Raw genomic sequence first — 1,773 nt, 5'->3', positions numbered from 1 at the left:
TCCTTAGATCTGAATCGTGGCAGGCGCCGCAGAGGGGCGCCCCGTGTAGTGAGCATAGGCAGACCACGCCACGCCTGCAATGGCGAGCGAAACATGGCGTAACTCGGAGGTTGTCGCGCAAAGCTGGGCATCCAATTCTGTTACCGCATCACTTACGCAGCAGCCCCTCTTTCGTGACAAACAGCCACGACGCCCTCGGCTCAATGAGCGGGCGGAACACCCTGCGCACGATCGGAGTGCCCAGGGCGAGCGAGATTGCGATTGCCGCCAGGATCATGCCCGGCAGCAGCAGCGCGGGTGGGTCGGCTCCCTGCAGGATTCCGGATTCACGGATCGGATAGAGCACGAAGGTATGCAACAGGTAAATGTACATGGTCGCCTGGCCCCAGGAGGTGACCGGGGTGTTTACCCGGGGCACCAGTACGAGAAACGCGGCGATGAGCACAGTGGCGAGCACAATCACGCCGAGCCGTGCGGCCCCCGCCCACCACGGGTTCGCGTCCATCGCGGCGTAGGAGTCGTCGAAGAAGAACCAGTGCTGCAGCGACATCCTGCGGAAATCATCGGCATTCAGGATGATCACCGCAAGCCACGCGCCGAGCACGACGATCGCGCACCCTCGCACAGACAGGCTCGCGCGAGCTGATGCTTCGTTCCAGCGGTCGATCAGCCCCCACTGCTTCAGCTTCCACCCGAGGACGAAAAACGGCAGTATGCCGAAGGTGCGAGACAGCGCGAAGGTGTTATCGACGTTACTCATGTAACCGATCCCGATCGACAGCAGCACCGCCCAGGCGAGGGGGAAGCGGATCAGGGCGAGGTAGGGCAGCACCAGTCGGAAGATCGCGAGCGCGAGGAGAAACCACAGGGTCCAGCATGGCTTTGTGGGGTTGAAATCCTGTCTGCCCTCGACCAGGAACTGCACGACACTCCAGATCGATTCCATGATGAAATACGGCAGAAGAATGTCGGTGAGCACTCGTTTCAGCTGCGAGGGGCCAGGCGCGTCCGACTTCGAGAAGTAACCGCTGATCACGGCGAACGCGGGCATGTGAAACGAGTAGATGAGCAGGTAGATGGTGTAAGCCCCGTCGGAGGCGCCCGTCATTCGCTGGATGCTGTGGCCGATGACCACGAGGGTGACCGCGATGAATCTGGCGTTATCCCACAGCGGCACGCGCGTCTTCGTTGTCGGCGCCGAGGCTGCGGGGGCGGGGGTCGTCACGCCCTCCAGAGTAGCCGCGCTATTTATAGCCGGGGCGCCGCGCTATTTTCAAGCAGAGTGCCGCGCTATTTTTAAGCCATGACACGAGCAGATCTTCCCCCTACCGCAGCAACCAGACGAGCGGTTGTCACCGGCGCCAGTTCAGGTATTGGTGCGGCCACGGTTCGGCTGCTGCGTGCACACGGCTGGGACGTGGTCGGTGTGGCCCGCCGGGCCGACAGGCTCGAGGCGCTCGCCGCGGAGACCGGCGCCGACGTCTTCGTCGCCGATGTGACGAGCCAGGCCGACGTGGATGCCCTGCGTGACCAGCTCCTATCCCTCGGCCCCATCCATGCCCTTGTCAATAACGCCGGCGGAGCGCTGGGTCTCTCGAGTGTCGAGGCCGGCGACGCTGACGACTGGATTCGGATGTTCGACGTGAACGTCGTCGGGGTCAAGCGCGTGACGAGCGCGCTGTTGCCGTTGCTGCGGGCCGCGGTGGTGCCGGGCGCCAGTGCTGACATCCTGACCGTCACGTCGATTGCCGGTCACCTCGCCTACGAGGGTGG

The 1,773-nt window shown here is 63.6% G+C and carries 2 protein-coding genes; one reads left to right on the top strand and one right to left on the bottom strand.

All coding sequences use genetic code 11. The features are described 5' to 3' along the window. Positions 1 to 148 precede the first annotated feature (148 nt). Complete coding sequence (locus tag RMN95_RS13360) at positions 149 to 1,225, bottom strand: acyltransferase family protein (RefSeq protein WP_309617401.1); 1,077 nt, start codon at positions 1,223 to 1,225, stop codon at positions 149 to 151. Positions 1,226 to 1,303: 78 nt separating this feature from the next. On the opposite strand from RMN95_RS13360, the gene RMN95_RS13355 reads away from it, so the two are divergent. After that, positions 1,304 to 1,773: SDR family NAD(P)-dependent oxidoreductase (locus tag RMN95_RS13355; protein ID WP_309617400.1), on the top strand; the 470-nt coding region annotated here is incomplete at its 3' end.

This window comes from Salinibacterium sp., from assembly GCF_031364185.1.
Classification (GTDB): Bacteria; Actinomycetota; Actinomycetes; order Actinomycetales; family Microbacteriaceae; genus Rhodoglobus.
Note: the sequence above shows the minus strand (reverse complement) of the source record. Positions and strands in the feature narration are given on the sequence as shown.